Source organism: Clostridium sp. BSD2780061688st1 H5, assembly GCF_005845155.1.
GTDB lineage: Bacteria > Bacillota > Clostridia > Lachnospirales > Lachnospiraceae > Claveliimonas > Claveliimonas intestinigallinarum.
Genome location: NZ_SPGT01000005.1, coordinates 72,502 through 94,988, shown reverse-complemented (window position 1 = coordinate 94,988; position 22,487 = coordinate 72,502). Strand labels below are relative to the sequence as shown.

28 protein-coding genes are annotated in these 22,487 nt (G+C 52.8%); 24 read left to right on the top strand and 4 right to left on the bottom strand.

Going from position 1 to position 22,487, the window contains the following annotated elements:
• Positions 1–26 precede the first annotated feature (26 nt).
• From FGQ86_RS04885 to FGQ86_RS04835, 11 genes are all read left to right on the top strand, one after another.
• Entirely contained in the window at positions 27–356 is a 330-nt protein-coding gene (locus FGQ86_RS04885) for an inorganic pyrophosphatase (protein WP_033126385.1), read from the top strand.
• Positions 353–1,135, top strand: a complete 783-nt coding sequence (locus FGQ86_RS04880) for a class I SAM-dependent methyltransferase (protein WP_138303115.1) — start codon at positions 353–355, stop codon at positions 1,133–1,135. The genes FGQ86_RS04885 and FGQ86_RS04880 overlap by 4 nt, the downstream gene beginning before the upstream one ends.
• Before the next feature lie 28 nt (positions 1,136–1,163).
• Positions 1,164–1,715, top strand: a complete 552-nt coding sequence (locus tag FGQ86_RS04875; protein ID WP_138303114.1) for a DUF1697 domain-containing protein — start codon at positions 1,164–1,166, stop codon at positions 1,713–1,715.
• A gap of 74 nt (positions 1,716–1,789) precedes the next feature.
• The gene (locus tag FGQ86_RS04870) at positions 1,790–2,320 is read left to right on the top strand and encodes a helix-turn-helix transcriptional regulator (protein WP_138303113.1); all 531 of its coding nucleotides are present in this window, start codon (positions 1,790–1,792) and stop codon (positions 2,318–2,320) included.
• A 25-nt stretch (positions 2,321–2,345) separates the two neighbouring features.
• Positions 2,346–3,059 (top strand): transglutaminase-like domain-containing protein, encoded by a 714-nt coding sequence (locus tag FGQ86_RS04865; protein WP_138303112.1) that lies wholly within the window; start codon positions 2,346–2,348, stop codon positions 3,057–3,059.
• Positions 3,060–3,389: 330 nt separating this feature from the next.
• Positions 3,390–3,731, top strand: a complete 342-nt coding sequence (locus FGQ86_RS04860; protein ID WP_033126379.1) for a GNAT family N-acetyltransferase — start codon at positions 3,390–3,392, stop codon at positions 3,729–3,731.
• 30 nt (positions 3,732–3,761) lie between these two features.
• A complete protein-coding gene (locus FGQ86_RS04855) occupies positions 3,762–4,292 on the top strand; it encodes a dihydrofolate reductase family protein (RefSeq protein ID WP_138303111.1) in 531 nt (176 codons plus the stop codon).
• Positions 4,293–4,316: 24 nt separating this feature from the next.
• Entirely contained in the window at positions 4,317–4,772 is a 456-nt protein-coding gene (locus FGQ86_RS04850; RefSeq protein WP_138303110.1) for a GyrI-like domain-containing protein, read from the top strand.
• A 204-nt stretch (positions 4,773–4,976) separates the two neighbouring features.
• Positions 4,977–5,387 (top strand): helix-turn-helix transcriptional regulator, encoded by a 411-nt coding sequence (locus tag FGQ86_RS04845; protein ID WP_033126376.1) that lies wholly within the window; start codon positions 4,977–4,979, stop codon positions 5,385–5,387.
• 12 nt (positions 5,388–5,399) lie between these two features.
• Positions 5,400–5,780 (top strand): GNAT family N-acetyltransferase, encoded by a 381-nt coding sequence (locus FGQ86_RS04840; protein ID WP_138303109.1) that lies wholly within the window; start codon positions 5,400–5,402, stop codon positions 5,778–5,780.
• Between the two features lie 203 nt (positions 5,781–5,983).
• Complete coding sequence (locus tag FGQ86_RS04835; RefSeq protein WP_138303108.1) at positions 5,984–6,382, top strand: arsenate reductase ArsC; 399 nt, start codon at positions 5,984–5,986, stop codon at positions 6,380–6,382.
• Between the two features lie 144 nt (positions 6,383–6,526).
• Here FGQ86_RS04835 and FGQ86_RS04830 read toward each other — a convergent pair whose 3' ends face one another.
• The 4 genes from FGQ86_RS04830 to FGQ86_RS04815 are packed head-to-tail and all read right to left on the bottom strand — an operon-like array spanning position 6,527 to position 9,118.
• Entirely contained in the window at positions 6,527–6,832 is a 306-nt protein-coding gene (locus tag FGQ86_RS04830) for a hypothetical protein (RefSeq protein ID WP_138303107.1), read from the bottom strand.
• A 47-nt stretch (positions 6,833–6,879) separates the two neighbouring features.
• Positions 6,880–7,647: an ABC transporter permease gene (locus tag FGQ86_RS04825; protein ID WP_138303106.1), complete on the bottom strand. Its 768-nt coding sequence runs from the start codon at positions 7,645–7,647 to the stop codon at positions 6,880–6,882.
• Positions 7,644–8,363 carry an ABC transporter permease gene (locus tag FGQ86_RS04820; protein ID WP_138303105.1) on the bottom strand — a complete coding sequence of 240 codons (720 nt, stop codon included), beginning with the start codon at positions 8,361–8,363 and terminating at the stop codon, positions 7,644–7,646. Before FGQ86_RS04820 ends, FGQ86_RS04825 begins: the two co-directional genes overlap by 4 nt.
• The gene (locus FGQ86_RS04815; protein ID WP_138303104.1) at positions 8,363–9,118 is read right to left on the bottom strand and encodes an ABC transporter ATP-binding protein; all 756 of its coding nucleotides are present in this window, start codon (positions 9,116–9,118) and stop codon (positions 8,363–8,365) included. Before FGQ86_RS04815 ends, FGQ86_RS04820 begins: the two co-directional genes overlap by 1 nt.
• 295 nt (positions 9,119–9,413) lie before the next feature.
• Here FGQ86_RS04815 and FGQ86_RS04810 point away from each other — a divergent pair, with 295 nt between their 5' ends.
• The 13 genes from FGQ86_RS04810 (at position 9,414) to FGQ86_RS04750 (ending at position 22,487) form a co-directional block, all read left to right on the top strand.
• Positions 9,414–10,118 carry a response regulator transcription factor gene (locus FGQ86_RS04810; protein ID WP_033126371.1) on the top strand — a complete coding sequence of 235 codons (705 nt, stop codon included), beginning with the start codon at positions 9,414–9,416 and terminating at the stop codon, positions 10,116–10,118.
• Positions 10,119–11,519: a HAMP domain-containing sensor histidine kinase gene (locus tag FGQ86_RS04805; protein ID WP_033126370.1), complete on the top strand. Its 1,401-nt coding sequence runs from the start codon at positions 10,119–10,121 to the stop codon at positions 11,517–11,519.
• Between the two features lie 132 nt (positions 11,520–11,651).
• Complete coding sequence (gene leuC, locus FGQ86_RS04800) at positions 11,652–12,926, top strand: 3-isopropylmalate dehydratase large subunit (RefSeq protein ID WP_033126369.1); 1,275 nt, start codon at positions 11,652–11,654, stop codon at positions 12,924–12,926.
• The gene (leuD, locus tag FGQ86_RS04795) at positions 12,926–13,417 is read left to right on the top strand and encodes a 3-isopropylmalate dehydratase small subunit (RefSeq protein WP_033126368.1); all 492 of its coding nucleotides are present in this window, start codon (positions 12,926–12,928) and stop codon (positions 13,415–13,417) included. Before leuC ends, leuD begins: the two co-directional genes overlap by 1 nt.
• 27 nt (positions 13,418–13,444) lie before the next feature.
• The gene (locus FGQ86_RS04790) at positions 13,445–14,755 is read left to right on the top strand and encodes a Na+/H+ antiporter NhaC family protein (protein WP_033126367.1); all 1,311 of its coding nucleotides are present in this window, start codon (positions 13,445–13,447) and stop codon (positions 14,753–14,755) included.
• A 45-nt stretch (positions 14,756–14,800) separates the two neighbouring features.
• Entirely contained in the window at positions 14,801–16,294 is a 1,494-nt protein-coding gene (gene thrC / locus FGQ86_RS04785; protein ID WP_138303103.1) for a threonine synthase, read from the top strand.
• Between the two features lie 36 nt (positions 16,295–16,330).
• Entirely contained in the window at positions 16,331–16,675 is a 345-nt protein-coding gene (locus FGQ86_RS04780; RefSeq protein WP_138303102.1) for a hypothetical protein, read from the top strand.
• A 505-nt stretch (positions 16,676–17,180) separates the two neighbouring features.
• The gene (gene pckA / locus FGQ86_RS04775) at positions 17,181–18,791 is read left to right on the top strand and encodes a phosphoenolpyruvate carboxykinase (ATP) (protein ID WP_033126365.1); all 1,611 of its coding nucleotides are present in this window, start codon (positions 17,181–17,183) and stop codon (positions 18,789–18,791) included.
• 210 nt (positions 18,792–19,001) lie between these two features.
• Positions 19,002–19,457 carry a helix-turn-helix transcriptional regulator gene (locus FGQ86_RS04770; RefSeq protein ID WP_242842855.1) on the top strand — a complete coding sequence of 152 codons (456 nt, stop codon included), beginning with the start codon at positions 19,002–19,004 and terminating at the stop codon, positions 19,455–19,457.
• A gap of 101 nt (positions 19,458–19,558) precedes the next feature.
• Entirely contained in the window at positions 19,559–19,939 is a 381-nt protein-coding gene (locus FGQ86_RS04765) for a VOC family protein (RefSeq protein WP_138303101.1), read from the top strand.
• Complete coding sequence (locus FGQ86_RS04760; RefSeq protein ID WP_138303100.1) at positions 19,936–20,628, top strand: response regulator transcription factor; 693 nt, start codon at positions 19,936–19,938, stop codon at positions 20,626–20,628. Before FGQ86_RS04765 ends, FGQ86_RS04760 begins: the two co-directional genes overlap by 4 nt.
• 118 nt (positions 20,629–20,746) lie before the next feature.
• A complete protein-coding gene (locus FGQ86_RS04755; RefSeq protein WP_033126362.1) occupies positions 20,747–21,661 on the top strand; it encodes an ATP-binding cassette domain-containing protein in 915 nt (304 codons plus the stop codon).
• Positions 21,654–22,487, top strand: a complete 834-nt coding sequence (locus FGQ86_RS04750; RefSeq protein WP_033126361.1) for an ABC transporter permease subunit — start codon at positions 21,654–21,656, stop codon at positions 22,485–22,487. The genes FGQ86_RS04755 and FGQ86_RS04750 overlap by 8 nt, the downstream gene beginning before the upstream one ends.

Below are 22,487 nucleotides of genomic sequence, written 5' to 3'. Positions count from 1 at the left end.
AGAAACGAATATCGAGGGAGAGGAGCATGCTGGGAAAAATCGTGAAAGTGACGGTGGACAGACCTCTGGGGAGCTGTCATCCGAAGCATCCGGATATCTGCTATCCTGTCAACTATGGATATGTGAAAGGGGTTATGGCTGCTGATGGAGAGGAACAGGACGTCTATATCCTGGGCGTGGATGTCCCTGTAAATGAATTTACAGGCAGAGTCATTGCCATCATCCACCGCCGTGACGATGTGGAGGATAAATGGGTGGCAGCGCCGGAGGGACAGACATTTTCGGCGGAGGAGATAGAAGCCCGGGTGGAATTTCAGGAACAGTATTTTGAGTCGGAGGTGATTGCAGTATTATGAGTCGTACATTTGAATTTGACGGAGAAAAATACAAAAAAGCGTCCAGACACCAGAAGGAGTGGGGCAGCAGCCTGATTGGAGAATTATCTTTGCGGGGCGATGAGAAAATACTGGATCTGGGCTGCGGAGACGGCGTGCTGACAGAGCAGCTGTCAGAGCTGGTGCCGGATGGAAAAGTTGTGGGAATAGACGCGTCTGCGGGAATGATCGCCGAGGCGCAAAGCCGGTCAAAGCCGAACCTGACGTTTGTGCAGATGGATATAAACGACATGGATTTTCAGAACGAGTTTGATGTCATTTTTTCCAATGCGGCGCTCCACTGGGTCAAGGATCACGGCAGACTCCTTAAAAACTCATTCAGGGCATTAAAGGATGGCGGCCGCCTCCTGTGGGATTTTGCAGGGGACGGAAACTGTTCCAACTTCTTTGCTGTCATCCGCAAAGAAATGGAAAGCGAAGAGTACAGGCAGTATTTTAAAGAGTTTGAGTGGCCCTGGTATATGCCGTCCAGGGAGGAGTATGCAAAGACAGTGGTCGCCTCCGGCTTTTCTTCCTATGGTATTACTGAGGTCAACAGAGACAGATTTTTCTCCGATGCGGATGAGATGATCAGGAGGATAGACCAGCCCAGCATCGTGCCTTTTATCAAGGTTCTTCCCGAGGGAGCAAAGGAAAAGTTTCGCGATGAGGTTGTCAGGGCTATGCTGGAGAGGGCGTTGCAGGCAGATGGGACCTGTTTTGAAACCTTCCGACGCATCCATGTAAGGGCGGATAAGTGATGAGAGGCTGAGGAAAAGGAGGAATCTTATGGAAGATGAGAAAAGATTTGCCGCATTTCTGCGCGGTATCAACGTAAGCGGTAAAAACAAGATCCCAATGGCAGATCTGAAGAAGGGCTTTGAAAAGCTGGGGGTTGGAGGAGTGAAGACATACCTGAACAGTGGGAACGTGGTTTTCTCCTGTAAGGAGGGCGATACGGGCAGGCTGGCAGGGCAGATTGAAGAGATGGTGCAAGATGAGTTTGGGGTAAATGTCCCGGTATTTGTTATTTCCGGTGAGGAGCTGGAGGATATTCTGCAGCATGCACCTGACTGGTGGGGCGATGAAAATCAAGACATCTATGATAACCTCATTTTTATACTGCCGCCGCTTACATTTACGGATGTGCTCCGTGAGATTGGGGAGCCAAAAGAAGGCTTGGAGCGGGTCATGGATTACAAAAACGCCGTCTTCTGGTCCTTTGTCCGAAAGGATTACCAAAAGACAAACTGGTGGTCAAAAACGGCAAGCTCTGGCATTGCCGGAAGACTGACGATCAGAACGGCCAATACAGTCAGGAGGATAGACGGGGCATGTTAGCGCGTGTTGCTTGCGGCAACGGCCGGTTTTTCATACAATAACGATAACAACAAAAAAGAAAGAAGGTTATCCAGATGCTGAATGAAAACATAAAAATCATCAGAAAGTCGAAGGGGCTTTCCCAGGAAGAGCTTGCCGTCAGGCTGAACGTGGTGCGCCAGACCATTTCCAAGTGGGAAAATGGGTTGTCTGTTCCAGATGCCGACATGCTGATCTCCATATCGGAAGTGCTGGAAACTCCAGTGAGCACTTTGCTTGGAGAAACGGTTGCCAGGCCGGAGGCCGACGATTTAAAGGCAATCTGCGAAAAGCTGGAGACGATCAATTTGCAGCTCGCCCGGAGGAAGGATGCGGCGCGAAAAATACTCCGGGGACTGCTTCTTGGCCTGTGCGCGGTCATCGTGCTCATCTTTGCTGCCCTGGCCGCGCTAAACAGTCCATACCTGGGCTGGGATTACAGTGACCCGGAACTGAGTGTTGCCGGAGTGGTTTTTCATGCGTTTGAGTGGCTGTTTGTCAGACTGGCGCCGTTTGTCCTTGCGGGGGCAGCAGCCGGGATTTTTCTGACGCGGAAGAGGGGTAGCTCCGGGTTGGGAGCAGTGTGAGTCTTTGTAAAGGGAAGTAAAGTCTATGGAGCAATACCTGAGAGAAACTCCTATGTTAAACTTTTTGGCTGCAAACATACAGAGGTTGATAAGTGACAGACAATGGGAAAATGCGGATGCGTATCATCGTATCAGGAAGATATATGATTTTGTCCGCGATGAAATTTTATTTGGATACAACGTGGATGACAGTATTCCGGCGTCGAGAGTTTTGTCTGATGGATATGGGCAGTGCAATACAAAAGGAACCCTTTTTATGGCGCTGCTGCGCGGCGTGGGGGTTCCCTGCCGGGTACATGGGTTCACGATCGATAAAAAACTGCAAAGAGGCGCAATGACTGGTATCGTATACAAAAATGCACCTGAAAATATTTTTCACAGCTGGGTGGAGGTTTACCTGGAGGGTGTTTGGTACGAGCTTGAGGCGTTTATCCTGGATCAACAGTATCTTTCCCGGCTGCAGGAGATAAACGCCGGCTGCCGGGGCGCTTTTTGCGGATATGGCGTTGCGGTAAAGGATTTTCACAATCCGGTGATTGATTTCAATCGAAATAATACTTACATTCAAAGCGAGGGGATCAATCAGGATTTCGGGATCTATGACTGCCCGGATGACTTGCTGAAAGAGCATCATCAGGAAATGTCGGCTTTCAAGGCCTTTCTATATAGAAATCTGGGAAGGCACCTGATGAACTACAACATTAAAAAAATCAGAAACCAGAAAGCTTCGGTGGAGTAAAATGTCACCGGTACAGTGACGATATATAAAAATAAGATAAGCTGGCTGTTTGTCCTTTCATCCTGCCAGGGTTGTACTGGAGATTTTTGGGGATATGATGTGATGGAAAAGCAGGTGAAAATTCTATGAAAGTGTTCCTGGTCATTATTTTGGTATTGATCATATATATTCCGGTCATTATGCTGATTTCATTTGTGCGGGCGCTTTTTTGTGTGAGAAAAGGGAAAACATATGCCAAAGAAAAGTTTTGGGATACTTTCCTGAGCTTTTTCCTGGAATTGTTAAATCCCATGAACTGGTTTTTGTAAAGTAAAGGGAAATTGGATGCACATGGAAGCCTATCTTGATCATGAAACCGAATATGGCTGGTATCTCTGCCTGGATGGCGGACATATTGTGGGCGGTCTTGGAGTCATTGAAAATGATTTTCACGACAGGAAAGACCTTGCGCCCAATGTGTGTGCGGTGTATACGGAGAAGGAGTACCGCTGTCAGGGAATTGCAGGGCGCTTACTTGACATAGTTGTAAAGGATATGAAGTCTAAGGGGATAGCCCCGCTTTATCTGATCACAGACCATACAACCTTCTATGAGAGATATGGCTGGGAATTTTTTTGCATGGTTTGGGATGAGGACGGATCCAGTGTGACAAGAATGTATATCCACAGATAATTTTCCATCTGTGACGCGATAGGAGAGCTTATGAAAAAAATCAGTTTGTTCATAGCGATGAGCCTTGACGGATATATCGCAGACAGTAAGGGCAGCGTTGACTGGCTGGCCGGACAGGGCAATGAGGATGAGAACGTTGACGCATATTCTGAATTTGTGAAAGATATCGATACGGTAATAATGGGCTGGAATACCTATCATCAGATTGTTACGGAGCTTTCGCCAAAAGAGTGGGTTTATAACGACCTTACAACCTATGTTGTGACGCACAGCCCCAAAGCATCTTCTGATAAAATCCATTTTACCAATGAGGACCCCGCCCTGCTGCTCAAAAAACTGAGAGAAGAAGGCGGAAAAGGCATTTGGATATGTGGCGGGGCAAACCTGGTCCAGCAGCTGGTCAGAGAAGATATGGTTGACTGTTATCATATTACTGTTATCCCAACAATTCTGGGTTCAGGTATTCGGCTTTTTGAAAAGACTGACCGTGAAATCAAGTTAAGGCTGCTTAAAACACGATCGTACAATGGTATGACGGATTTAATCTATACAAAAAGATGAATTGTGATTTGAGGAGGGATAAGAATGGTTAAGGTGATAAAGGAAGAATTTGCTGTCATTGGGAAAGAGGGATCAACATCGGACGGTGAGGGATTTATCCAGAAATTGTGGGATGATGCAAATGGTCATTTTAGCGAAGTGGCACATCTGGCAAAGAGGGACTCGAACGGGGGGATTGTAGGAATATGGGGCGCTATGTCTGATATTTCCCGCTCATTTAAACCGTGGGAGGATGGATTTAGCAAAGGATTGTATCTGGCAGGAGTGGAATGCGTGGACCATGCGGAAGCTCCTGATGGATGGACTAAGTGGACAATACCAAGCTATGAGTATATAGTTGCCGAAAACTATAAGGGAGCGTTTGAAGAAACCCTCGGACAGATGAATGAGGCGGGTATGTCTCTGGCAGGAGCAGTTCACGACTATACTGATCCGGCAACAGGAAAGGGCTATCTGTATTTTCCTATAAGAAAAGTATAGCAAAGCCTATGGTGTTGGACGGAAAATTGGAATTTACGGAGGGGATATTGTATGTTGGATAGTAAAAGGATACCCTGATTTATCAATGCTGGCTGCTAAACTGTCTATAAACTATCGGACGAGAGAACTAAACCAGCAGTTGGTTGAGTATAGAATGGAGGAAATGATATTATGCAGTCATCAAATCAAAGGAGTGTAAACACAATGAAAAAACAAACTTTTGGATCTATGATTGCAGCCTTCCGTAAAGAGCAAGGTATGACCCAGCTTGAACTGGCTGAGAAAATGGGCGTTACAGATAAAGCTGTATCAAAATGGGAACGAGATTTATCTTTTCCGGATGTAAATTCGCTCCCCAAACTCGCCGAAATTTTCAATGTGTCTATTGACGAACTCATGCAGGTAAAGGAAGAGATGAGAGAGAATACAGACGACAACCATAAGGGCTCTGAAATTGTTAATATTGCACTGAAGGGCATCGCGTTGGCAATGGGTATTGCAGTTGTTGTTCTGTCATTTATAAACGAACTTGAAACCCGCAGTGCAGTCAGTATGTTGGGGATAGGTTTGGCTTGTTTGGCTCTAGTACAGTTTTCGCAAAAGAATGACATATAACGGAGGAGACAGATGGAATACGTAGTAGACGACAGGAAGCTCACGGCTTCCGTTTTCCTGGACTTTGTAAATCAGGTCTGGCAGGGAGATTATGATATGGAACGCACGCGGCAGGCTCTGTCCAGGACGCTGAATATCACAGCTTACGATGATGGAAAGCTTATCGGCTGCCTGCGCATTCTCACAGATGGCTACTTTTTCGGGACGATCACAGAGCTGCTCGTACTTCCTGAGTATCAGAAAAAGGGGATAGGCAGCAGGCTTCTTGAGCTGGCCCGGGAGAACACTCCCAGCATGCTGTTTTTTGGAGCTCAACCGGGGGTGGAAGGATTTTATGAGAAGAATGGCTGCCAAAAAAGCCTGCAGTCCTACATCATAGAAAAAAGGCCGTAAATTCTGGGGGGAATTTCTGTCGCAGATTAAAGAAGAGGCAGACCTGGATGAACTGTCGGATAAGGAGAAAAGCCGGCACGCTGCAGAGGTACTGAAAAGGATAGCTGCTGAGCAAAAGATTGAGCTGCGGCTTCGAAAGAAAGGCTGCCAATCATGAGACGCCGACAGAGGCAAAACAATTGAATTAAAGGAGAGACTTTGCGATGACAAAAGTAGCATTTATCTGTGTGCATAATTCCTGCCGAAGCCAGATTGCCGAGGCTCTCGGAAAATATTATGCTTCGGATGTATTTGAGAGCTATTCCGCAGGGACTGAGACAAAACCTAAGATCAACCAGGATGCTGTGCGCATCATGAAACAGCTCTATGGGATTGACATGGAGAAGACCCAGCGGAGTAAGCTTCTGTCTGACATCCCTCCGGTTGATGTCGTGGTCACAATGGGATGCAACGTGAATTGTCCGTATTTGCCCTGCAAACACAGGGAGGACTGGGGGCTTGAGGACCCCACTGGGAATACCGATGAAGTGTTTGTCGAGGTGATAAAAAGCATTGAGCAAAAGATATTCGAATTGAAGGAGAGGCTCAGCGAAGTAAAATAGTCGAAGTAAAGTAGCGATATAAAGCAATGACAGGGAACTGTGTATAAGAAGCGCAGGCAGCCACCGGACTGCCTGAGCTTCTTATATAAAAGATGAAAGGGTCTTACCTGCCGGACAGCTCCGGCCGCCTTTGTCACGCCGCTGTCACGCCGCCGTTGCTGCCATCATCCCCAGGGCCACTACCCCGAAGATGGCGTAGATGAGATTGATGACCACACAGATTTTCATCAGTGTGTTCTGTACCTGGTATTTTGTGTAACATACAAGAGTAAAAATACCGGAAAATATCATGAAAATCGCATAGCATGCTATGATTATGCCGGCGGCCGGGATCTCCAGCGCCCAGGGCTGGGTGCGGAGGGGAAGGATGGTCCATGGGATAAAGACCATGATGGCGCAGAGGGCGGTCAGGATGGCCGCCTTTGTCGGGTCTGTCTTGGGGGTACGCATAGTAATATCACTCCTTTTTCGTTCTTGGTTTTGTTTTCCTTATTCCTTTATTTTCTCTCCCCGTGTCCGAAGGCCAGACAGGCGATGAGCAGGCACAGGATGGATATGGCTGCCGCCGCAGGGATCCAGGGAACCAGGTCGATAGTGCTGTCCGGGTTTGTGGACAGCTTCATGTAGTTTGATGTGACTACATAGAAGGGGTAGCAGGGCGGGTAGAGGAACCAGATTTTCGTGTTCAGCAGAAGCACGGAGGAAACCATGGTGGCCAGCCCCAGTCCGATGGAGAACACAGGCGTGGTCAGGCAGACGGACATCAGCCAGTACAGAGACATCATGGGCAGGGAGGAGAGAAAGAGCGTTCCCGATACCTTCAGCACCATGCCGGTCTGAGCCGTCAGATCAGCGTTCACGTAGGAGGAGGCAATCCGGGCGCAGAGGAAGTAGAGCCCCGTCATGGCCGCTGCCTGGACAAGGGCCAGGAGCACAAGGACAAGGAACTTGGCAAGGCACAGAAGCCTGGGGCTTATGGGCAGCGCCAGCATTTTCAGGAGCCCCTTGTTTTTCTGTTCCAGCTGCTGCAAAAGGACTGTGCACACGATGATGCTGGCGGGAAAGATGAACCAGGCAAAGCCCATAAAGCTCTGGATGAAAAAATTGTTCCCCGGCGTGATGCCCGCCATCACAGGTGTGAGGCTCATGTCCGCGTTGATGATATTGGGGATCCACAGGATCACCAGGGGAACAAAGAGAAGGGGAAGGATAAAGGAGCGCCGGATTTTTTTGACCTCGGCAGCAGTAAGTGTAAATAAATTCATAGTGAGTACCTCCTTATGCGGATAAAAATACAGGCGATCAGGCCAAAGAGCAGAAGCTCCGCACCCGATGCGGCGGCGTAGGCGGTCCAGTCGCTTCCCGCGCTGGCCAGGTCCCTAAAGGGCGTGACAAAGGGAACCAGCGTGAGCAGGAAGGGGCCCTCCGGCAGGACGGTTCCCATGGACATGAAGATGACGCCGATGCCAAGGCTCACCCACATGCTCTGGCAGGCGGAGGCCACCAGCAGCATAAAGAGCAGGGTGGGCAGTGTGAGGAGAGCGGCAAATCCCATATTTTTCAAAAGCTCCGGGATAAAATCTCCTGTCATCTCAAACCAGTGCATGGTGCAGAAGGCGTAGGAAGCGCTCTCCAGGGCCAGGAGAAATAAAAATCCCAGAGTCAGGAGGAGAGCCTTCCCGAAAAACAGGGACTCTCCTCTGAGGGGCAGGGTCAGCATCCTGCGGATGGCGTGGTCCGCGTACTCTGTGTGGTACATCAGGCAGGCGCCGCAGATGATAAGGATCAGGTTCAGCATGGTCACCATCTGCAGGTTGGCGTTAAGGAGGATGGACAGGGGCGAGCCCTCCAGGGAGGTGAAAAGCTCTGTCCGAAACCCTGTGTTGGCTATGGGCACGAGGGCCGCCACCAGGCCTCCCACAAAAAAGGATGTAAAAAATCCTGTGGATTTCAGTTTTTTCAGTTCGATACCAATCGTCATCACATAGGCCTCCGTTTCCTGTTGTCTTCATCCACCAGCGCCAGGAAGGTCTCCTCCAGATTGTCGGAGGGGAGCCCCTTCATGGCCGCCGTCTCCCGCAGCTTTTCCATGCTCCCCTCAAAGAGGAGATGGCCCCGGTTTAATATCCCCACGTCGTCCGCCATGAGCTCAATCTCCGGCAGGAGGTGGGAGGACACGAGGACCGTGCAGCCAATCTTCCCGGGCAGGGACCGGATGAGGGTGCGTATCTCATGGATGCCCACCGGATCCAGCCCGTTGGTGGGCTCGTCGAGGATGAGAAGGGGCGGGCGGCCGATGAGGGCTCCCGCAAGGCCCAGCCGCTGCTTCATGCCGAGGGAGTATTTCTTTGCCGGGCGATCTCCGAACCGGGTCAGGCCTGTCAGCTCCAGGGCGTCCTCCACAGCGGAGGGCTTAAGCCCAAGGATGCGGCGGATCAGGTCCAGATTTTCCCGGCCTGTCAGATTGCCGTAGAAGGAGGGCTCTTCGATGAGGGAGCCGGTCTTTCGCAAAATCTCCATCCGGTCCCTGGGGTAGGACATCCCGTCAACGGTGAATGTGCCGACTGTGGGGCGCACAAGCCCCAGGAACATTTTCATGGTGGTGGACTTTCCGGCCCCGTTTGGCCCGAGAAATCCGTATACAGTTCCCTTCCTTATATGAAGGTTCAGCCGGTAGACGGCTGTGAAATTTCCGTAAGTCTTTGTCAGTTCATGTGTCTCGATGATCGGTTTCATAGCTTTGTGTGCCTCCTTTGTCTTTCTGGCTCTATTGTACCGGGCCATCCTTACAGGCACATTTCCTCTGCCTTACATTTACCTTACAAAGAGGGAAGCGATGGAGTGAGAGCGTGGAAATATGGTATAATGACCACATCGTGGTCATTGTACCTGCGCATAAAGCGGTTTCTGCGGAACCGCAGAAATCCGCTGCGCATCAGCCAGAGGCCCGTGGCCGCTGTGCGGCCATGGTATAATAACCACACTGTGATACACTTTCATCAAAAACAGAGCAGGAAAGGAAATGAAAACTATGGACACAGAATATCTGAAGGGCAAGCGTATCCTTCTTGTGGACGATGAGGAGGAGCTGCTGGACATGGTTTGTTCTATATTAAAAGAGGAAGGATACCTCCATATCCGGAGGGCCGGGACCGTGAGGGAGGCCCTGGAGGCGGCTGCGGATTTTCAGCCGGAGCTGGCCATCCTGGATGTGATGCTGCCTGACGGGGACGGCTTTTCCCTGTTTGAGAGGCTGAAGAAAATGGGGGACTACCCGGTGCTCTTCCTCACGGCCCGGGGTGAGGACGAGGACAAGTTCAGGGGCCTGGGGCTGGGGGCCGACGATTACATGGTCAAGCCCTTCCTCCCCAGGGAACTGATCCTGCGGGTGGGAGTGATCCTGAGGAGAAGCTATAAGAACGAGACACCCCTTGTCCGCCTTGCCGGCAGCCAGATTGATTTCCAGCGGGCGGAGGTGGTGAAAGAGGGAGAGCGTATTTCCCTGACAGCCAAGGAGTTTGAGATCCTATCCGCCCTGTGCAGGAATGCGGGGAAGATCGTAACCATCGATGCTCTCTGCGAGGCGGCCTGGGGAGACAATCCCTTTGGCTACGAGAATTCCCTCATGGCCCATATCCGCAGGATCCGGGAGAAGATAGAGAGGGATCCCTCCCACCCGGAGTCGCTGGTCACAGTGAAGGGCCTGGGATACAAGCTGACAGTGGAGGGAAGATAGATGAAAAATGCGCTGAAGCTTCTGCGCCGGCTGGTGGTGGGCATGTTTCTTGTCTGCCTGCTCTTGCCGGTGCTGGATCTGGTTATCCTTTTTTCTTTTACTGTGAAATACAGCAGCAACGGCTCTCCCTACACCATGGCGGAGGAGGTGGCGGAGGGGCTCTCTGAGACGGAGGATGGCTACTCCCTCTCTCCCCAGGTGCAGGAGAGCCTGAAGCAGGCGGGAGCATGGGCCATGCTCATCCAGAGCGGCACCGGACAGGTGGTCTGGCACACGGAGAACCTTCCGGCCGAGGTGCCCCTCTCCTACAGAGCCTCGGACATCGCCTCCCTCACAAGGGGCTATGTGCAGGATTACCCTACCTTTCCGGCCAGCCGGGGCGAGGATGTGGTGGTGGCGGGGTATCCGAGGGATTCCTTCTGGAAGCACATGTACCCGGCCTGGGATATGGGGCTTATCAAAGACCTCATTCCCTTTGCCGCAGCCGTCATCCTGGCGGACATCATTGTGATCATCCTCATCTACCTGGTGACGGACATGAAGCTTCTGAAGTCTGTGGGCCCCATTGTGGACGGCATTGAGCAGCTCTCCCGGGGACGGACCGCCTACATCCGCAGGAAGGGGCTTCTGTCTGAGATCGCCCAGAGCGTGAACAAGACCTCGGAGATCCTGCAGACAAGAAACCGGGAGCTGCGAAAAAAAGAGACGGCCCGGGCCAACTGGATCGCCGGCGTCTCCCACGATATCCGCACCCCTCTTTCCATGGTCATGGGCTACGCCGCTCAGCTGGCGGACAGCCCGGGACTTACGGAGGAGGAGCGGCGGAAAGCGCAGGTCATCTGCCGCCAGAGCCAGCGGATGAAAAATCTCATCAACGACCTGAACCTGGCCTCCAAGCTGGAGTACAACATGCAGCCCGTGGACAGGGAGCAGGTCAGCCTGGTAGCTCTCATGCGAAAGACGGTGGTGGACTTCCTGAACATGGACGCGGAGGGGAAATATCCCATAGAATGGCTGACCAGGGAGGATGCGGCGCCCTGCTTTGTGTATGCGGATGCCGCTCTCCTGGCGAGAGCGGCCGGCAATCTCATTCAGAACAGCATGAACCACAACCCGGAGGGCTGCTCCATCTATGTCACGGTGGAGCGGCAGGAGACCACCTGCTCTGTCGCTGTGGAGGATGACGGGGCCGGCATCACGGAGGAGAAGCTGGAGGAGTTAAATAACGCGCCCCACTACATGATGTGTGATGAAAACGTGACCGGACAGCGGCACGGCCTGGGCCTCCTCATTGTCCGCCAGATCGCCCAGGTACACGGCGGGGACATGGAGGTCGGCCACAGCGCCCGGGGAGGCTTTGCCGTCAGGATCCGGCTTCCCCTGACGGAGCGGAAGGCGTAGGCTGCGGCTGCGCCCGCAGAAGAGGAGCCATAAAAGAGGATAAGGATTGATTATTGCGCTTGACACTTTATCATGGTAAAATAACGGTTAAGACCATTTAGGGTTAAGAGAAAACGAAGGAGGCATACGATCATGGGTATGACAATGACACAGAAAATACTGGCCGCTCATGCGGGGCTGGATCATGTGGAAGCAGGCCAGCTCATCATGGCGGATCTGGATGTAGTCATGGCGAATGATATCACGGGTCCTATGGCGATCCCGGTATTTAAGCAGATGGCTGATAAAGTATATGACAGGGACAAGGTGGTGCTGGTACCGGACCATTTCACTCCCAACAAGGACATCAAATCCGCGGAGAACGCAAAGGCTCTGCGGGAATTTGCCAGGGAGCAGGAGCTGACCCACTACTATGAGGTGGGACAGATGGGCATTGAGCATGCCATCCTGCCTGAGAAGGGTATCGTGGTGGCAGGAGAGTGTATCATCGGCGCGGACTCCCACACCTGTACATACGGAGCTCTGGGAGCATTTTCTACAGGAATGGGAACCACGGACATTGCCACAGGAATGGCCACAGGACAGATCTGGTTCAAGGTGCCAAGCGCCATCAAGTTCGTGCTGACCGGAAAGCCGTCCAAATATGTCAGCGGTAAAGACATTATCATCCATATCATCGGAAGGATCGGCGTGGACGGTGCTCTCTATAAATCCATGGAGTTCACAGGGGACGGCATCGCAAGCCTGTCCATGGACGACCGCTTTACCATGGCAAACATGGCCATCGAGGCGGGCGCAAAGAACGGCATCTTCCCGGTGGACGCTCTGGCGGAGTCTTACATCAAGGAGCACTCTGACAAAGAGTATAAGATCTATACAGCGGATGAGGATGCGGTGTACGAGGACGTGGTGGAGATCGACCTCAGTAAGGTGCGCCCCACAGTGGCATTCCCGCACCTTCCGGGGAACGCCAGGACCATTGATGAGGTGGAGGCTATGGAGCCCATCAAGATCGATCAGGTGGTTATCGGTTCCTGTACAAACGGACGGATGGAGGACATGCGTAGGGCGGCGGCTGTCTTAAAGGGACACAAGGTGCACCCGGATGTGCGCGTCATGGTCATCCCGGCCACCCAGAAGATCTACAAGCAGTGCATTGACGAAGGTCTTGTTGACATCTTTATCGATGCCGGATGTGCTTTTAATACACCAAGCTGCGGACCCTGCATGGGCGGACACATGGGCGTCCTGGCAGCAGGAGAGAAGTGCGTTTCCACCACAAACCGGAACTTTGTCGGCAGAATGGGACACGTGGACTCCCTCATCTACCTGGCATCGCCGGAGACAGCGGCGGCAAGCGCCATCGCGGGCTACATCGCTAATCCAGAGAAAGTAGGTGAAAACTAATGAAAGCAGAAGGAAGAGTTTTTAAATACGGAGACAACGTGGACACAGACGTGATCATCCCGGCCAGATACCTGAATTCATTTGACCCCCAGGAGTTGGCAAGTCACGCCATGGCGGACATTGACCCGGATTTTGTGAATAAGGTACAGCCCGGCGACCTGATTGTGGCGAACAAGAACTTTGGATGCGGTTCCTCCAGGGAGCACGCGCCTCTCTGCCTGAAGACAGCGGGCGTGAGCTGCGTCATTGCGGAGACCTTTGCCAGGATTTTCTACAGGAACGCCATCAACATCGGACTGCCCATCATCGAATGTCCCGAGGCGGCTCAGAACATCGAGGACGGCGATCAGGTGGAAGTGGACTTTGACAGCGGAATGATCTACAACCGGACAAAGGGAACCCAGTTCCAGGGACAGCCCTTCCCGGAGTTCATGCAGAAGATCATCGCTGCCGGCGGCCTGGTAAACTATACAAACAACAATAAAAAATAAAATTTATAGAAGGATACAGTTATTGTTATGGAAAAGAAAGGAAGAGCAGTCGCCCTTCTGCCCATCGGAGTTTTCCTTGTGATCTTCCTGGGCTCGGGCGTGCTGACGGGGGATTTTTACTCCATGCCCACCATCGTGGCGTTTCTCATCGCCCTGTGTGTGGCATTTCTGCAGAACAGAAAGGTCAGCTTTGACGAGAAGATCCATATCATCGCAAAGGGAGTGGGAGACGACAACATCATCACCATGAGTCTTATCTTCCTCTGCGCAGGAGGCTTTTCCGGCGCTGTGACAGCGGCCGGCGGGGTGGAGAGCACGGTAAACCTGGGGCTCTCCGTTCTGCCGCCTGGCGTGGCGGTGGCCGGACTTTTCGTCATCGGATGCTTTATTTCCGTGTCCATGGGCACCTCCATGGGAACCATCGCTGCCTTGGCGCCCATCGCTGTGGGCATCAGCGAGAAGACCGGCTTTGCCATGGCTATCTGCATCGGCGCTGTAGTCTGCGGCGCTATGTTTGGAGACAACCTGTCCATGATCTCAGACACTACCATCGCGGCGGTAAAGACACAGGGCTGTGAGATGAAGGACAAATTCCGGGAGAACTTTCTCATCGTGCTCCCGGCTGCTATCCTCACAGTGCTCATCTTCCTGTTTATCACAAGAGACGGCAACGCCATGGTAATGGAGGATCTCTCCTTCAACATATGGAGGGTAGTGCCCTATGTGCTGGTTCTTGTGGGGGCCCTCATAGGGATCAATGTGTTCGTGGTGCTGATCGGCGGCACCATCCTCTCCGTGGTGGTGGGGATCGCCACGGGCAGTCTCGCCTGGGATCAGATCTTTCTGGCCATCGGCGGGAACACAGTTATAGGCGGACAGGAAATCAGCGGCGTCATCGGCATGTATGACATTACGGTCATCTCCATTATCGTGGCCTGCATTGTGTCTCTTGTGAAGGAGTACGGCGGCATCCATTTTATCCTCCAGTGGATCCACAGGATGATCAAGGGGGAGAAGGGGGCGGAGCTCGGCATCGCAGGGCTGGCTCTCCTTGTGGACGCCTGCACGGCCAACAATACGGTGGCCATTGTCATGGCGGGGCCCATTGCAAAGGAAATCTGCGAGGAGTACGGCGTCTCGCCCAGACGGTCCGCCTCCCTGCTGGATATATTTACCTCCGTGGGGCAGGGGCTGATCCCTTACGGGGCCCAGCTTCTGTCGGCGGCTACACTGACGGCGCTGACACCCTTTGACATCCTGCCCTATCTGTATTATCCCATACTGATGGCAGTGAGCGCAGTCCTGTTTATCCTGTTTCGGAGCAGGAAGGAAGCATAGAGCAATCCTTTTCTCAAAAGAGGAAGAGGTAGAAAGGTGAAGAACATGAATTTACAGTACATGAGCACGAGAAACCCGAAGATCACAGCCACAGCCTCCCAGGCGGTCTTAAAAGGGCTTGCGGACGACGGCGGACTCTTTGTCCCCGAGAGGATTCCGGCCCTCCCGGTGTCCTTAGGGGAGCTGAAGGGGATGACCTACCAGGAGACAGCCTACGCAGTGATGAAGGAGTTCCTCACAGACTACACGGAGGAGGAGCTGAAAGCCTGCATCGCCAGGGCCTACGACAGCAAGTTTGACACAGAGGAGATCGCCCCCATCGCGAAGGTGGACGACACCTACTATCTGGAGCTGTTCCACGGCCCCACCATCGCCTTCAAGGACATGGCCCTCTCCATTCTGCCCCACCTGATGACCACAGCGGCGAAGAAGAACGGAGTGGAGGGCGAGATCGTCATCCTCACCGCCACCTCCGGGGATACGGGGAAAGCCGCCATGGCCGGATTTGCGGACGTGGAGGGGACCCGCATCATTGTATTCTATCCCCAGGGCGGGGTGAGCCGCGTGCAGGAGCTGCAGATGGTGACCCAGAAGGGGGACAATGTGGACGTGGTGGCTATACACGGCAACTTTGACAATGCCCAGAGCGGTGTGAAGGAGCTCTTTGGAAATCAGGAGCTGGCAGGAAAGCTTGCCCGGAAGGGCTGCCAGTTCTCCTCTGCCAACTCCATCAATATCGGGCGCCTTGTGCCCCAGATTGTGTACTATGTGTACGCCTACGGCAAGCTCCTGGAAAATGGAGAGATCGAGGAGGGGGAGAAGATCAACATCACTGTCCCCACTGGCAATTTCGGGAACATCCTGGCTGCCTGCTACGCAAAGCACATGGGACTGCCCGTAGGGAAGCTGATCTGCGCCTCAAACGAGAATAAGGTGCTCTTTGACTTCTTCCAGACAGGAACATACGACAGGAACCGGGAATTCATGCTGACTACCTCACCTTCTATGGACATCCTTATCTCCAGCAACCTGGAGAGGCTTATCTACCAGATCTGCGGCCGGGACGGCAAGGCGGATGCAGAGCTCATGAGACAGCTTCAGACAGAGGGCAGATATACCATCACAGAGGAGATGAGAGAGCAGCTCTCTGACTTTGCGGCAGGCTATGCCACAGAGGAGGAGACAGCTGAGACGATCCGAGAGATCTATGAGAGGACAGGCTACGTGATGGACACGCACACAGCCGTGGCTGCCCATGTCTGCCAGGCCTACAAAGCGGACAGCGGTGACGGGACGAAATGCCTGGTGGCCTCCACAGCAAGCCCTTACAAATTTGTGAAGAGCGTCCTTACGGCCATCGGCAAAGAGGCGTACAGCCAGAAGGAGGAGCTGGAGCTGCTGCCGGAGCTGGAGCGCATTTCCGGGGTAGAGATGCCAAATGCCATAAAGGAGATCCTGAACGCAAAGATCCGCCACCATAGGGAGTGCGACGCGGACAAGATGCAGGAGACAGTGGAGGAGATCCTGGGCATCAGATAGCAGCCTTTTGAGAAAAGCAGGGAAGGACAGATAGATATGAACAGTATGGGAAGTTTTTTTGGCATTGTGGGGATCGGCGCAGGCATCTACTGTATATACGGGTATCTGCTGATGGTCAGGAGACGTCAGATTCCGAAGGGGATCATGCTTCCAAAGGATGAGGATCCGAAGAGGTGCAAAGATGTGGAGGCCTACATTAAGATGACCTCCGCTCAGCTCCTTCTGGTGGGGATTCTCCTTGCGGTCTACGGCGTACTGGAGCTGATCAACACCTATGTGGCCTCCATTGCCATACCGGTTTTTGTGGCCATTGTGCTCGTTATGGCGGCTCTTATCTGGTTTGCAGTCCGGACAAAAAAAGCCAACACCACATATTTCTGAAATGTCTGACATTTGGCGGGTTTTGGACATCATATACAGGAAAGCCAGGATGCAGAAAAATCCTCTTCATAGGAGGCGTGGTTCTGGAGCAGGGGACTGCGGACAGACCCTTTTATTCAGCAAAAACGGCTGAAAAACGTGCCCCTTACTCTGGGGGCGGAGTGATCCCGCAAGCGCAGGTGAGGAGCCTGTGGTGGCGACGAAGAGCATATTTGTGGAAAAAATGAAGAAAATGGGACGTGGCCTGGAAGAAGGAAACTTCTTCTGAAGAGTGGGAAAATGCAGGATTTGATTTGAAATCCTGCATTTTTTATCGGGAAAAGCGGCATTGTTTTTCTTAAAAAACAGAAAAATAAAAGATTAAGAATGGAAAAATTCATGTCATTGTTACTCTCTTAACATTTTATTGTTGATTTTTCATACTGTTTCCTGTATAATGTTGGCATATCGGGATTGCCGGATTACAGGCAACATATACTATAGAAAGAAAGAGGTTGAGCGTAACATGTCAAATATCGATTTAACTAAGTACGGTATCACCGGAACAACAGAAATTGTTCACAATCCTTCCTATGAAATGCTTTTTGAAGAGGAGACAAACCCGAACCTGGAAGGCTTTGACAAAGGCCAGGTCAGCGAGCTGGGTGCAGTCAACGTTATGACTGGTATCTACACAGGCCGTTCTCCTAAAGACAAATACATTGTTATGGACGAGAACTCCAAGGACACTGTATGGTGGACTTCAGACGAGTATAAGAACGACAACCACCCGGCTTCCCAGGAAGCATGGGACGCAGTGAAAGAGATCGCAAAGAACGAGCTTTCAGGCAAGAGACTTTTCGTTGTAGATGCTTTCTGCGGCGCTAACAAGGACACTCGCATGGCCATCCGTTTCATCATGGAAGTGGCATGGCAGGCTCACTTCGTTACCAATATGTTCATTCGCCCCACAGCAGAGGAGCTGGAGAGCTTTGAGCCCGACTTCGTAGTTTACAACGCTTCCAAGGCAAAGGTTGAGAACTATGAGGAGCTTGGCTTAAGATCAGAGACAGCCGTTATGTTCAACATCACAAGCCGCGAGCAGGTAATCGTGAATACATGGTACGGCGGAGAGATGAAGAAGGGTATGTTCTCCATGATGAACTACTATCTGCCGCTGAAGGGCATCGCTTCCATGCACTGCTCTGCAAACACAGATATGAACGGCGAGAACACAGCAATCTTCTTCGGACTTTCCGGAACAGGTAAGACCACACTCTCCACAGACCCGAAGAGACTTCTCATCGGCGATGACGAGCACGGCTGGGACGACAACGGCGTGTTCAACTTCGAGGGCGGATGCTACGCAAAGGTGATCGACCTGGACAAGGACTCCGAGCCGGATATCTACAATGCCATCAAGCGCAACGCTCTTCTTGAGAACGTGACGCTGGATGCGGACGGAAAGATTGACTTTACAGACAAGAGCGTGACAGAGAATACACGTGTTTCCTACCCCATCGATCACATCGAGAAGATCGTTCGCCCGGTTTCCGCGGCTCCGGCAGCGAAGAACGTGATCTTCCTGTCAGCTGACGCTTTCGGCGTGCTTCCTCCGGTATCTGTCCTGACAGCTGAGCAGACAGAGTACTACTTCCTGTCCGGCTTCACAGCAAAGCTTGCAGGAACAGAGAGAGGTATCACAGAGCCTACACCTACATTCTCCGCATGCTTCGGCCAGGCTTTCCTGGAGCTGCATCCGACAAAATACGCAGAGGAGCTTGTAAAGAGAATGAAGGCCAGCGGAGCAAAGGCTTACCTGGTAAACACAGGCTGGAACGGAACAGGAAAACGTATCTCCATCAAGGATACACGTGGAATTATCGACGCTATCCTGGACGGATCGATCCTGACAGCGCCCACAAAGAAGATTCCTTACTTCAACTTTGAGGTTCCGACAGAGCTTCCGGGCGTAGATCCCGCTATCCTGGATCCCCGCGACACATACGCTGACGCTTCTGAGTGGGATGCAAAGGCAAAAGACCTGGCACAGAGATTTGTCAAGAACTTTAAGAAATACGAGAGCAACGAGCTTGGAAAAGCGCTGGTTGCAGCTGGTCCTCAGATCGAGGAATAATCACAGATGTAAATATGACTCCCCGGCAGTACGCCGGGGAGCTTTTTTTGTGACAGTGTCTTGTGACAGCGACGGGCCAAAGTCCGGGCCTGCTTTTGCTGTTACCAGAATGGAAACAGGGAAAAACCAGAGCGGTGCTGTCCACAGGGCTGCCGATGCTGTATAGTGGAGTCAGAAAAGACAGCCGGATAGGCAAGGAGGAGATGACAGATGATGGCGCTGGGAGATAATATCAGAAGGCTTCGGGAGGAGAGGGGGATGACTCAGCAGCAGATGGCGGATAAGCTGTATGTGTCCAGGCAGACCGTGTGCCGCTGGGAGAACGGCTCCAGATGCCCGGATCTGATCACGGCGAAGAAGATTGCCACAGAGTTCGGGGTGAGTCTGGACGCGCTCATATCCGATGACGATATGGAGGATCTTGAACGGATTTCCGGAGCGGGAAAGTTTATAAAATACAAGAGAAAAGTGAAGCTTCAGGAATACCAGAGAAAGATACTGGAATTTCTCCAGGTGCTGGGAGGCGTGTACCTGTCCATCTCCCTCATCCTGCGGGTCCGCTTTGACATGCGGATGCCTGTCTGGAGCGTCGTGCTGGGCGTGTGTATTGTGGCAGGGGCATTTGCCCTGAACCGCAGGCTGGTGAAGCGGATGAAAGACCTGTGAGGAGCAGACGGGCCAAATGGAAAGAGAGAGCGGGAAACGGTTGTCCCGGCAGACCACATGGGGTATACTCTTTCTATGGGAAAACGAAAAGGAGGCTGCATATGAGACTGAAAAATGTGCTGATAGATGTCCGGGATCTGGAGCAGGCCAAAAGATTTTACGGGGAGCTGTTCGGCCTGGAGGTGGCCCTGGACGGGGACGAGAATGTGATGCTCACAGAGGGGCTTGTGCTCCAGGACAAAAAGGTGTGGGAGGCGTGCCTGGGAGAGGAGATTATTTCCCACAACAACGCTGCGGAGCTCTACTTTGAGGAGAGGGATCTGGAAGGGCTTGTGGAAAAGCTCAAAGCATACGGGGAGGAAATCCGGTATGCGGACCGCCTCCGGGAGCTGCCGGGAGGCCAGAAGCTGCTCCGGTTCTATGATCCGGACGGCCATCTCATCGAGGTAAGGACACCGGCAGAAGGGGAGGCGGCGTTATGAGTCTGATCGCGGTCATTGACGATGATGAATATATCGGAGATATGCTCAGGAGGGCGCTGGAGGGCGAGGGCTATCAGGTGGCCCGGGCCTACTCCGGCACGGAGGCCCTCCTTCTTCTTAAGAAGACAAATCCGGATCTGGTGCTCCTGGACCTGATGATGCCCGGCCTTGCGGGGGAGGAGGTGCTGAAGAGGATCCAGGGGATCCCGGTGATCGTTGTCAGCGCAAAGGCGGATGTGGAGAACAAGGTGGATCTTCTTCTTGGCGGGGCGGCGGACTATGTGACCAAGCCCTTTGATATTCGGGAGCTGCTGGCCAGGATCGCGGTGCAGCTGAGGCAGGCGGAGAGTACCGGGGCCGGGGAAGACGTTCAGGGACAGATTCTCGTGTTCGAGGATCTTCGCATGGATACGGCCGCCTGGAAGGTGTGGGCGGGGGAGGAGCTGCTGCACCTGACGCCCACGGAGTTTGCCATCTTAAAACAGCTCATGGCCCGCCCTTCCCAGGTGATCACCAAGGCCCAGCTGCTGGATGCCATCAGTCTGGACACGCCGGACTGCACGGAAGGATCCCTGAAGATCCACATCAGCCATCTGCGCAGAAAGCTGAAGCGGGATACAGACCGTGACTACATTGAGGCTGTGTGGGGGATTGGGTTTAAGATGCGCCAGGGACAGGAGGAATGTTAACTGAAAATGTTAACTGTTTCTTTACCCTTTCCTTAACCGGAAGCTTACCGGCCCTGTGCTATCATGAGTTCAGAGCTCAGAAGAGCTCTGGAATGAATGATGACAAGGAGGTAATTTTATGGAATATGTGCTGACCACGGACAATCTGACCAAGCAGTACCGGAGCTTCAAGGCCCTGGGCGGACTGTCCATGCATGTGGAAAAGGGAGCCATCTACGGCTTTGTGGGGCGAAACGGGGCCGGAAAGACGACACTGATCCGCCTCATCTGTGGCCTGCAGACACCCACTTCCGGCACCTACACACTGTACGGGAAGAAAAATACGGAGGGGAACCTTTCGCGGGAGAGGAGACGAATGGGGGCTGTGGTGGAGACTCCCTCCATCTATGGCGGCATGACGGCGGAGGACAATCTGAAGGAGCAGTACCGGGTGCTGGGACGCCCCTCCTTTGAGGGGATAAAGGAGCTGCTGGAGCTTGTGGGCCTGGGCGACACGGGAAAGAAGAAGGCAAAAAACTTTTCCCTGGGCATGAAGCAGAGGCTGGGCATAGCCGTGGCTTTGGCCGGGGATCCGGATTTCCTTGTGCTGGACGAGCCGGTGAATGGACTGGATCCCCAGGGGATCATTGAGATACGGGAGCTGATCTTAAAGCTGAACAGGGAGAGAAAGATCACCTTCCTCATCTCCAGCCACATTCTGGACGAGCTGTCCAGGCTGGCCACCCACTACGGCTTTATCGACGCAGGACACATTGTCCGGGAGGTGAGCGCAAAGGAGCTGGAGGATAGCTGCCGGAAATGTACCCGCGTGGAAGTGACGGACATCCAGGCCCTTGTCCGGGTGCTGGAAAAGAGACAGATGGAGTACAAGGTCACCTCGGAAAACAGCGCCGATGTGTTCGGCAAATGGGATGTGACGGAGATGGTTCTGGCCCTGGAGACCGAGGACTGCAAAGTGCTGGCACTCACGGAGAAGGACGAGAGTCTGGAGAGCTACTACATCAACCTGATGGGAGGTGAGAGCCATGCGTAAGCTTCTGCGGGCGGATTTCGCCAGGCTCTGGAAGGATAAGGTCTTCTGGATCGCTACAGGGGTGGTGATGCTGTTCAGTGCGGCTATCTGTCTTGCCCAGTATAACTCCATGGTAAACTATGATATGAATATGTCGTATGCGCTGCCGAGGATCTACGTCAATTCTTATATAATGCTCTGCATTGCCCTGGCAGCGTTCACGAATTTGTTTCTCGGGACAGAATACAGTGACGGCACGATCCGGAACAAGCTTGTGACAGGGTGCTCCAGAAGCGGTATCTATCTGTCCGGCTATCTGACCTGCGCGGCGGGAGGGCTTTTGATGCAGGCTGCATTCATGGCGGTAGCTACCATCATGGGAGTGCCCATGTTCGGGTTTAAAACAGCATTCCTCAGACCGGTCGGAACCTACACCCTGGTGGGGGCGCTCCTCATTTGCTGTGAGGTTGCCATTTATACCATGGTCTCCATGCTCTGCCAGAACAGGGCAGCGGTGGCAGTGCTCTGCCAGGTGGTGACCTTTGCTCTGCTCATGTACAGCACCTACCTGATGAACGCGCTCTCCGCACCGGAATTCTATGATGCCGCCACAAAGGCGGCGGACGGGAGCTTCATCATGGAGACAGTCCGAAATGAGAGATATCTGACAGGACAAGAGAGGAAGATTTATGAGTTTCTCACAGAGTTTATCCCCATGGCCCAGGGATATGTGGTCGCGGGACTGAACTCGGCTCATCCCGCCCTTTTGGGCCTGTACTCCGTAATCGTCGGGGGTTTCAGCACAGCGGCCGGGCTGCTCGGCTTCCGGAGAAAGGATCTGAAGTAG

Bases quoted from the DNA above. Each gene is read 5' to 3' on its own strand.
- FGQ86_RS04885 (WP_033126385.1), top strand. From the start codon at position 27: ATGCTGGGAAAAATCGTGAAAGTGACGGTGGACAGACCTCTGGGGAGC.
- FGQ86_RS04880 (WP_138303115.1), top strand. From the start codon at position 353: ATGAGTCGTACATTTGAATTTGACGGAGAAAAATACAAAAAAGCGTCC.
- FGQ86_RS04875 (WP_138303114.1), top strand. From the start codon at position 1,164: ATGGAAGATGAGAAAAGATTTGCCGCATTTCTGCGCGGTATCAACGTA.
- FGQ86_RS04870 (WP_138303113.1), top strand. From the start codon at position 1,790: ATGCTGAATGAAAACATAAAAATCATCAGAAAGTCGAAGGGGCTTTCC.
- FGQ86_RS04865 (WP_138303112.1), top strand. From the start codon at position 2,346: ATGGAGCAATACCTGAGAGAAACTCCTATGTTAAACTTTTTGGCTGCA.
- FGQ86_RS04860 (WP_033126379.1), top strand. From the start codon at position 3,390: ATGGAAGCCTATCTTGATCATGAAACCGAATATGGCTGGTATCTCTGC.
- FGQ86_RS04855 (WP_138303111.1), top strand. From the start codon at position 3,762: ATGAAAAAAATCAGTTTGTTCATAGCGATGAGCCTTGACGGATATATC.
- FGQ86_RS04850 (WP_138303110.1), top strand. From the start codon at position 4,317: ATGGTTAAGGTGATAAAGGAAGAATTTGCTGTCATTGGGAAAGAGGGA.
- FGQ86_RS04845 (WP_033126376.1), top strand. From the start codon at position 4,977: ATGAAAAAACAAACTTTTGGATCTATGATTGCAGCCTTCCGTAAAGAG.
- FGQ86_RS04840 (WP_138303109.1), top strand. From the start codon at position 5,400: ATGGAATACGTAGTAGACGACAGGAAGCTCACGGCTTCCGTTTTCCTG.
- FGQ86_RS04835 (WP_138303108.1), top strand. From the start codon at position 5,984: ATGACAAAAGTAGCATTTATCTGTGTGCATAATTCCTGCCGAAGCCAG.
- FGQ86_RS04830 (WP_138303107.1), bottom strand. From the start codon at position 6,832: ATGCGTACCCCCAAGACAGACCCGACAAAGGCGGCCATCCTGACCGCC.
- FGQ86_RS04825 (WP_138303106.1), bottom strand. From the start codon at position 7,647: ATGAATTTATTTACACTTACTGCTGCCGAGGTCAAAAAAATCCGGCGC.
- FGQ86_RS04820 (WP_138303105.1), bottom strand. From the start codon at position 8,363: ATGACGATTGGTATCGAACTGAAAAAACTGAAATCCACAGGATTTTTT.
- FGQ86_RS04815 (WP_138303104.1), bottom strand. From the start codon at position 9,118: ATGAAACCGATCATCGAGACACATGAACTGACAAAGACTTACGGAAAT.
- FGQ86_RS04810 (WP_033126371.1), top strand. From the start codon at position 9,414: ATGGACACAGAATATCTGAAGGGCAAGCGTATCCTTCTTGTGGACGAT.
- FGQ86_RS04805 (WP_033126370.1), top strand. From the start codon at position 10,119: ATGAAAAATGCGCTGAAGCTTCTGCGCCGGCTGGTGGTGGGCATGTTT.
- leuC (WP_033126369.1), top strand. From the start codon at position 11,652: ATGGGTATGACAATGACACAGAAAATACTGGCCGCTCATGCGGGGCTG.
- leuD (WP_033126368.1), top strand. From the start codon at position 12,926: ATGAAAGCAGAAGGAAGAGTTTTTAAATACGGAGACAACGTGGACACA.
- FGQ86_RS04790 (WP_033126367.1), top strand. From the start codon at position 13,445: ATGGAAAAGAAAGGAAGAGCAGTCGCCCTTCTGCCCATCGGAGTTTTC.
- thrC (WP_138303103.1), top strand. From the start codon at position 14,801: ATGAATTTACAGTACATGAGCACGAGAAACCCGAAGATCACAGCCACA.
- FGQ86_RS04780 (WP_138303102.1), top strand. From the start codon at position 16,331: ATGAACAGTATGGGAAGTTTTTTTGGCATTGTGGGGATCGGCGCAGGC.
- pckA (WP_033126365.1), top strand. From the start codon at position 17,181: ATGTCAAATATCGATTTAACTAAGTACGGTATCACCGGAACAACAGAA.
- FGQ86_RS04770 (WP_242842855.1), top strand. From the start codon at position 19,002: ATGATGGCGCTGGGAGATAATATCAGAAGGCTTCGGGAGGAGAGGGGG.
- FGQ86_RS04765 (WP_138303101.1), top strand. From the start codon at position 19,559: ATGAGACTGAAAAATGTGCTGATAGATGTCCGGGATCTGGAGCAGGCC.
- FGQ86_RS04760 (WP_138303100.1), top strand. From the start codon at position 19,936: ATGAGTCTGATCGCGGTCATTGACGATGATGAATATATCGGAGATATG.
- FGQ86_RS04755 (WP_033126362.1), top strand. From the start codon at position 20,747: ATGGAATATGTGCTGACCACGGACAATCTGACCAAGCAGTACCGGAGC.
- FGQ86_RS04750 (WP_033126361.1), top strand. From the start codon at position 21,654: ATGCGTAAGCTTCTGCGGGCGGATTTCGCCAGGCTCTGGAAGGATAAG.